Origin of the sequence: Neoroseomonas eburnea, assembly GCF_018129005.1 — a bacterium.
In the GTDB taxonomy this organism is placed as follows: domain Bacteria; phylum Pseudomonadota; class Alphaproteobacteria; order Acetobacterales; family Acetobacteraceae; genus Neoroseomonas; species Neoroseomonas eburnea.
In genome coordinates, this window is the sequence record NZ_JAAEDL010000066.1 from 1 (window position 1) to 7,987 (window position 7,987).

Annotated in this window: 5 protein-coding genes; all 5 read left to right on the plus strand. The window is 73.2% G+C overall.

Going from position 1 to position 7,987, the window contains the following annotated elements:
- A partial coding sequence (gene tagH, locus GXW74_RS27500; RefSeq protein ID WP_211850101.1) for a type VI secretion system-associated FHA domain protein TagH occupies positions 1 to 621 on the plus strand: 621 nt, incomplete at its 5' end.
- Positions 622 to 649: 28 nt separating this feature from the next.
- Positions 650 to 1,987, plus strand: coding sequence for a type VI secretion system baseplate subunit TssK (tssK, locus tag GXW74_RS27505; RefSeq protein ID WP_211850103.1), 1,338 nt, complete (start codon positions 650 to 652; stop codon positions 1,985 to 1,987).
- A gap of 166 nt (positions 1,988 to 2,153) precedes the next feature.
- Positions 2,154 to 3,587, plus strand: a complete 1,434-nt coding sequence (gene tssL / locus GXW74_RS27510) for a type VI secretion system protein TssL, long form (RefSeq protein ID WP_211850105.1) — start codon at positions 2,154 to 2,156, stop codon at positions 3,585 to 3,587.
- Between the two features lie 2 nt (positions 3,588 to 3,589).
- Positions 3,590 to 7,057 carry a type VI secretion system membrane subunit TssM gene (gene tssM, locus GXW74_RS27515; RefSeq protein WP_211850106.1) on the plus strand — a complete coding sequence of 1,156 codons (3,468 nt, stop codon included), beginning with the start codon at positions 3,590 to 3,592 and terminating at the stop codon, positions 7,055 to 7,057.
- A partial coding sequence (gene tagF / locus GXW74_RS27520; protein ID WP_211850107.1) for a type VI secretion system-associated protein TagF occupies positions 7,036 to 7,987 on the plus strand: 952 nt, incomplete at its 3' end. The genes tssM and tagF, both read left to right, overlap by 22 nt.

Genomic DNA, 7,987 nt, shown 5'->3' on the forward strand with positions numbered 1-7,987 from the left:
CCGCCGCCGACGCCGCATGAGGCCGCGCCGCGTCCGGCCGCCGCGGGCGGGGGCGGCGCCGATGCCGGCCTCGCCGCCTTCCTGGCCGGCGCCGGCTTGTCGCCGCACCTCGCCGCGTACACCGATCCGGACGCTGCGCTGCGTGCGCTCGGCGCCGCCTTCCACGCGGCGATCTCCGGCCTGCGGCAATTGCTGATCGCGCGCGCCGACGTGAAGCGCGAGTTCCGCATCGAACAGACGATGCTGCGCTCGGCCGGCAACAATCCGGTGAAGTTCGCCGCCTCCGACGAGCAGGCGCTCACCGCGCTGCTCACCGCCGGGCCGCAGACCGGCCCGCGCGCGGTGCGCGAGACGGTGGAGGACCTGACCGCGCACCAGGTGGCGACGCTCGCCGCCACTCAGGCCGCGGCGCGCGCCTTGCTCGCGCGCCTCGCCCCCGAGGGGCTCGAGGGCCAGGAAGGCGGCGGTGGCGGCCTCTTCGCCAGCAAGGACAAGCGCCTGTGGGATGCGTACAAGCGCCTTCACCAGCAGGTGACCGAACAGTTCGACGACGATTTCGACAGCGCCTTCGGCAAGGAATTCGCGCGCGCCTATGAACAGGCGTCGCGGAAGGACAGCTAGGGCCGGGGGCAGGGGAGCAGGGTCGCGGATGCTGTGGCACGACAAGGTGGTCTGGCAGGAGGGCATGTTCCTCCGCGCGCAGCATTTCCAGCAGCAGGATCGGCATTTCGAATGGATGCTGCAGTCACGCGCCGCGCCGCTGAGGTCGCATCCCTGGGGCATCACGGAGCTCTCGCTCGACCGTGACCTGCTCGCTGCCGGCAAGTTCGCCATCGCCTCGGCGACCGGCGTGATGGAGGACGGCACGCCCTTCTCCGTGCCCGGCCATGCGGACCAGCCGCCGCCGCTCGACCTGCCCGAGGGGACGCGCAACTGCGTCGTCTACCTGGCGCTGCCGGTGCGCCAGCCCGGCAGCCCGGAGATCGCCTTTTCCGAAGGGCCGGAGATGGCCGCCGCGCGCTACGGCATGCGGGGCTTCGAGGCCTTCGACACCCATTCGGACGCCACCGTCCCGGCGGAACTCCAGGTCGGGCGTCCGCGCCTGCGCTTCATGCTGGAGACGGAGGAACGCGCCGGCTTCTCGACCATCGGCCTGACCCGCGTGGTGGAGGTGCAGGCCGATCGCCGCGTGGTGGTCGACGACCGCTTCATCCCTCCCTGCCTGCGGGTCTCGGCGACGCCGCCGCTCGCCAATCTGGTGGGCGAGCTGGTGGGCATGCTCGGGCAGCGGGCCGAGGCGCTCGGTGCGCGGCTGTCCCAGCCAGGCGCGCGCGGTGTCGCGGAAGTGGCGGACTTCCTGCTGCTGCAGGCGGTGAACCGCTGGCAGCCGCTGCTCGCGCATTGGGCGGATGCCGGCAACGTGCACCCGGAGGCGCTCTACGCCGCGCTGGTGCAACTCGCCGGAGAGCTTGCGACCTTCACCGACCCGAAGCGCATGGCCGCGACCTACCCGGCCTATCGGCATGAGGACCTGCAGCGTTCCTTCGCCCCGGTCGTCGCCGACCTGCGCCGCAGCCTGTCGATGGTGCTCGAGACCAACGCGGTCTCGATCCCGCTGCAGGAACGCCAGTTCGGCGTGCGCGTCGGCCCGATCACCGACCGCAACCTGCTGCGCGCCAGCCAGTTCGTCCTCACGGTGCAGGCCGATCTGCCGTCGGAGCAGCTCCGCCGCGTCTTCCCCAACCAGGTGAAGATCGGCGCCGTCGAGCACATCCGCGAACTGGTCAATGTCGCGCTGCCCGGCATCCAGGTGCGGCCGCTGCCGGTGGCGCCGCGGCAGATCCCGTTCCACTCGGCCGCGGTCTATTTCGAACTCGACCGCGGCAGCCCACACTGGGCGCAGATGCAGAATTCCGGGGCCTTCGCCATCCATGTCTCCGGCGATTTCCCGAACCTCAAGATGGAACTCTGGGCGATTCGCGGATGATGCCCTCAGACGCCGGGCGCCGCGCATCCGCGCGGCTTGGCTTCGCCGGACTTCCGGCGGGCCCCGTTCGGGGCCTCGGCACGCCTGCGGCGCGCCGCTGCTCCCGCGTGCCGGGCGATGCCGCGCATCGAACCATGCAGCAGACTGAACCGAAGGACCGCGCGCGATGAGCGACAATCCCTTCGCCGAACCGGACGACAGCGACCGCACGGTGGTGCGCGGACCCGGCGGCGGCGCGCCATCGCGACCGCAACCGGCCGCGCCCGCCGGTCCGCGCCCGGCGTCCCCCCCGGTCGGCGGCTACGCCCCGCTGCCCACCGGCGCGGCACCCGGTGCCCGCGCCGAATCTTCGCCGCGCCTCGCCGGCGAGGCCGAGGCCCTGCCCAAAATCGGGATCGGTCCGCTCGCCGCCGCGGCGCAGCCGCTGATCGACCTGCTCGGGCGCCTCGCGAATGCCGCCATGACCGCACCGCCCCAGGGCGAGGAGCTGCGCGAGCGTGCCCTGCGTGCCCTGCGCCAGTTCGAGGTCGATGCGCGCGATGCCGGCGTCAGCGCCGAGCAGGTGCGCGCCGCGCACTACATCCTGTGCGCCAGCCTCGACGACGTGGTGCTGTCCTACAATTGGGGGCAGGGCAGCGTCTGGTCGGTGCAGTCCCTGGTCGCGACCTTCCATCAGGAAGTGAAGTCGGGCGACCGCTTCTTCGATGTCCTCGCCGGCATGCAGAAGGACCCGGGGCGCTGGAAGGACGCGCTCGAGGTCTGCTACCTCTGCCTCGCGCTGGGCTTCCAGGGGCGCTACCGGCTGTCGCCGCGCGGCGCCTCGGAACTGGAGCGCATCCGCGAGGGCCTCTACCAGCTTCTCGTGCAGGTGCGGCAGCCCTGGGAACGCGAGCTCTCGCCGCATTGGAAGGGCGTGGATGCGCCGCATCGCGGCCCGCGCCGCGGCATTCCCGCCTGGGTCGCGGCCTGCGTCGCGATCTTTGCCCTCGGCATGGGTTACGCCTGGCTCGCCAATGCGATGAACGAAGGCTCGGACGGGCTCTATGAGCGCCTGACCGCCCTGCCGCCCGGCCAGGTCCCGGAGATCCAGCGCGTCGCGCCGCCGCGCCCGCCGGCGCCGCCGCCGCCGCCGCCCGCCTTCGTGGCGCCGCCGCGGCCGGACTTCCTCGTGACCCTGCGGGAATTCCTCAAGCCGGAGATCGACCAAGGCCTGCTGACGGTGTTCGGCGATGCGCGCTCGGTGACCGTCCGGCTGAAGAGCCGCGGCATGTTCGCCTCCGGCTCCGCGACGGTGGAGCCGCGCTTCGTCCGTACCCTCCAGCGGGTGGGGGAGGGGCTGCGCACCGAGCCCGGCCGCGTCATGGTGGTCGGCCATTCGGACAACCAGCCGATCCGCACCGTCCGCTTCCCGTCCAACTTCCACCTCTCGACGGCGCGCGCCGAGGCGGCCGCCGCGATCATCTCCGCGGCCACCGGCGATGCCGCCCGCTTCACCATCGAGGGCCGCGCCGATGCCGAGCCGATCGCCGACAACCGCACCGCGGAGGGGCGTGAGGAGAACCGGCGCATCGAAGTCGTGCTGCTGAGGGGGACCAACTGACCATGCAGCTGCTCGACGTCCTGCGTCCCTTCTTCACGGGCCGCGCGCTCGCGGCCATCGTCGCCGTCTCGCTGCTGATGCCGATCATCTGGCTGTTCGGCCCGCTGCTGAGCTACCAGGGCTTCGCGCCGCTGGAATCCGAAGTGAACCGGATGATCCTGTGCGCGGTGCTGTTCGTGCTGTGCCTGGTGGTCATCTGGGTGATGGACCGCCGCAAGCGGCGGCGCGACGCGCTGCTGGTGCAGGGCATCTCCGAACCCGACCCCGGCGCCGACCGCGCGGCGGAGGAGGAGGCCGAGCTGCGCGAGCGCCTGACCGGCGCGCTCGACAAGCTGAAGGCGACCTCCGGCAAGAAGGGCGGCTTCCTCTACGAACAGCCATGGTACGTCATCATCGGCCCGCCGGGTTCGGGCAAGACGACGGCGCTGGCCAATTCCGGCCTCGACTTCCCGTTGACCGACGGCGGCAAGCTGCAGGGCGTGGGCGGCACGCGGCTGTGCGAATGGTGGCTGTCCGACAATGCCGTGCTGATCGACACGGCGGGCCGCTACACCAGCCAGGATTCGGACGCGGCCGCCGACAAGGCGGGATGGGAACGCTTCCTGGCGCTGCTCAAGAAGTCGCGCCCGCGGCTGCCGCTGAACGGCGTGCTGGTGACCTTCGGCGTCGACATGATCTCCCGCCTCGGCCCCGCCGAGCGCGAGCAGCACGCCCGCAGCGTCCGCCGCCGCATCAAGGAGCTGGAGGAGAAGCTCGGCCAGCGCCTGCCGGTCTACTTCATGGTCAGCAAGTCGGACCTGCTCGCCGGCTTCATGGAGTTCTTCGACGACCTCGACAAGGCGGCGCGGGAACAGGTCTGGGGCTTCACCTTCCCGGTGGCGGTCGCCGGAGAGGCCGGCGCCTCGGCGAAATTCGGGGAGGAATTCCAGGCGCTGCTCGGCCGCCTGCAGGACCGCGTGATCGAGCGCCTGCAGCAGGAGCGCGGGCCGCAGCAGCGCGCCGCGCTGGCCGGCTTCCCGGCGCAGTTCGCCTCGCTCGAGCAGCCGCTCGCCGCCTTCATCTCGGTCGCCTTCGGCGGCACGAGGCTCGACCCCGCGCCGATGCTGCGCGGCGTCTACTTCACCTCCGGCACGCAGGAAGGCAGCCCGCTGGATCGCCTGGCGGGCGCGCTGTCGCGCTCCTTCGGCCTCGATCCACGCCGCCCGGCGGCGGTGATGCAGCAGAAGGGCCGCGCCTACTTCATCACCAGGCTGCTGCGCGACGTGGTGTTCAACGAGGCGCGCCTCGCCTCCAACGACCGCAAGGCGGACAAGCGGCGGCGCGTCGTCGCCATCGCCGCCTGGTCGATCGCGGGGCTCTGCATCCTCGGCGGCGGCCTCTACGGCTATAGCGCCTGGTCGTCGGAGCAGGCGCGCGCGCAGCGCCTCGCGGAGCAGATCGCCAAGGCCGAGCAGGCGTCCCAGGGCATTCCCTTCGACCTCATCACCGAGGCCGAGTTCCGCCGCATCCTGCCCTACATGGACGCGGCGCGGGACCTGCCGCCGGCGACGCGCGGGAGTGGCGGTGCGCTGGGGTTGAGCCAGGAGGAAAAGCTGCTCGCCGGCGCAAATTCCGCCTATCGCCGCGCTCTCGACCGCTCCTTCCTGCCACGCCTGCTCGCGCGGCTGGAGGCTGCGATGCGCACCTCCTTCCAGCGACCGGACGAGCTCTACGACGCCACCCGCGCCTACCTGATGCTCGGCCAGGAAGGGCCGCTCGATGCGGAGCTGGTGAAGGCCTGGTTCGCGCGCGACTGGTTCCGCAGCTTCCCCGGCGCGGTGAACCAGCCGGTCCGGGACGCGCTCATGGGCCATCTGGAGGCGACGATCGCGCGCAACTTCCACCGCTACCCGGTGGATGGGGCACTGGTCGATGCCTCGCGGCGCATCTTCTCCCGCCTGCCGCTGGCGGACCGCGTCTTCTCCCGCCTGCAGACGGCGGCATCCGGCAATATCCAGCCCTGGCGGCCGGCGGATGCGCTCGGCCAGGCGGGGCAAAGGTATTTCGTGCGCGCCTCCGGCCAGCCGCTGACCGAGGGCGTGCCCGGGCTCTACACCATCGACGGGCTGTATCGCGGCCTGCTGCCGGTGCTCGGCCAGACGGTGCGGCAGGGCGTCGCCGAATACTGGGTGCTGGGGCCCGAGGGCGCGAACCAGACCGGCGGCGACGACCCGGTGCGGCTGGAGCAGGCGGTGCTGCGGCTCTACGCCGAGGAATACGTGAGGCAGTGGCAGCGCATGCTGGATGACCTCAATCTGCTGCCGCTGCCGCCGCAACTCGCGCAGCAGGCCGAGGCGTTGAACCTGCTCGGCGCGCCGAACTCGCCGATGAAGGATCTGCTGCGCGCGATCGCCCGCCAGCTCGCGGTCGGCACGCCGCCGCAGGGCTGGGCGCCGCCCGGCCAGCAGCCGCGCCCGGCACCGCAGGCCGGCCAGCCGGCCCAGCCGGCCGAGCCCACCGGCGCCGAGCCGGTCGCCGAATTCGTCGAGCCGCGCTTCGAGGCGCTGCGCACCGCCGCCGGCGAACCGCTCGACGGCGTGCTGCGCATCATCAACGACCTGTTCGTGCAGGTGCAGCGGCTGGCGACCGCTCCGCCGGGCACGCTGCCGCCGCCTGCCGCGGGGCTCGACCCCGGCCAGCGACTGCAGGCGGAGGCAGCGCGCCAGCCGCAGCCGCTCGCGCGCTGGATGAACGCCATGGTGACGGCGACGGCCGCGGCGCGCGGCGGCGGGGCCAAGGCGGCGCTCGCCGCGGCGGGGGCGCAGCAGCTCGCGCCCTTCTGCCGCGGGCTGGAGCAGCGCTTCCCCTTCAACATCAACGGGGAGGACCTGCCGGTCGACGACTTCATGCGGCTGTTCGGGCCGGGTGGCGTCTTCGACCAGTTCTTCACCCAGAACGTGCGGCAATACGCGGACATCACCAGCCTGCCCTGGCGGCCGGTGGCGACCGATGGGCTGCCGCCGCCGATCTCCGCCGCGGACCTGATGCAGTTCCAGCGGGCGCGGGCGATCCGCGACGCCTTCTTCCCCTCCGTCGCCTCGATCGGCCTGCGCTTCGAACTGGTCCCGCGGCAGATGGATCCGGGCGCACTGTCCGCCACGCTGGAGTTCGAGGGCACGCGGACGGAGATCGCGCAGGGGGGCTCGGCCCGGCCGATCGCGCTCTCCTGGCCGGCGCGGGGCAACCTGACGCTGGCCTTCGACCCACCCTCCTCCGCCGGGCCGCTCGCCTATGACGGAGCGTGGTCGGCGCTGCGGCTGGTGATGCGGCGCGGCAGCACGCTTGCCGCCGGGCCGTCGCGGGAACGGATGCGGCTGCGCGTCGTTCAGGGCGAACGCAACATGGACTTCGAGCTGCGCGCGGGCAGTTCCCAGCACCCCTTCGGCCTTGCCGAGCTGGCGCAGTTCCGATGCCCGACGCTCTCCCCCTGACCGGCCTCTACGGCAAGGTGCCGGCGCACGGCGATTTCGTGCGCCGGGGCCTGCCCACGAGCTTCGTCGGCCCGTGGGATGCCTGGCTGCAGGCCGGCATCGCACGGGCCCGAGAGGGCATGGGCGAGCACTGGCCGGCCGCCTGGGACGCCGCGCCCGCCTGGCGCTTCGCCCTGCCGGCCGGCGCCTGCGGCCCCGATGCGGTGGCCGGCGTGATGCTGCCGAGCGAGGACCAGGTCGGCCGCCGCTTCCCCATCACCCTCGCGGTGCTGTTGCCGCCGGGGGAGGCCCCTCCGGCCTCCGCCTGGTTCGACGTCGTCGAGGCGGCAGCCTGGGCAGGGCGCTCCGGGCATGCCGATGCCGATGCGTTGGCCGCCGCGCTCCCCTTGCCGGGGGCACCGCTGCCGGATGTCAGCCTGCCCATCGCTGCGCCCGTCGGGCCGCCGGCCTCCGTCGCCGCCGCGCCGGACCCTTCGGCCTTCCTGCCGGCGGTGACGTTGGGCGAGCTGTCGCCTGAGCCGCCGCTCGATTCGCCCGGAGCGTCGGACGACGTGCTGGCGCTGCTCGCCGGCGGCGGGGCGCAGGCGGCGCCGGAGCCGGAGGACCGGCCCTCCGACGTGCTGGCGCTGCTCGGCGGGGGCGCACCCGACATGCCTTTCGCGACCGAGACTCCGCCGGCGGAAGCGCCGACTCTTCCGGGTGGCGTCACGGCGCCGGACACGGACGGCACGCTGGCCATGCTGATCGGCGCGGCCGATGGTGACGCGCCGCCCGCAGCCGACCCGCCAGGCGAAGGCGACCCGCTGGCGGCGCTGATCGGTGCCGGCGCGGACGCCGACGCCGCGCCGGCCGAGGACATGCTGCCCGCGGCCGCCGCCGCGCTGCCATGGCCCGACGCGGCCGGGGCGGCCCCGGGGGAGGATGCCGGGG

Coding starts and splice junctions, on each gene's coding strand:
- tssK (WP_211850103.1), top strand. CDS start 650: ATGCTGTGGCACGACAAGGTGGTCTGGCAGGAGGGCATGTTCCTCCGC.
- tssL (WP_211850105.1), top strand. CDS start 2,154: ATGAGCGACAATCCCTTCGCCGAACCGGACGACAGCGACCGCACGGTG.
- tssM (WP_211850106.1), top strand. CDS start 3,590: ATGCAGCTGCTCGACGTCCTGCGTCCCTTCTTCACGGGCCGCGCGCTC.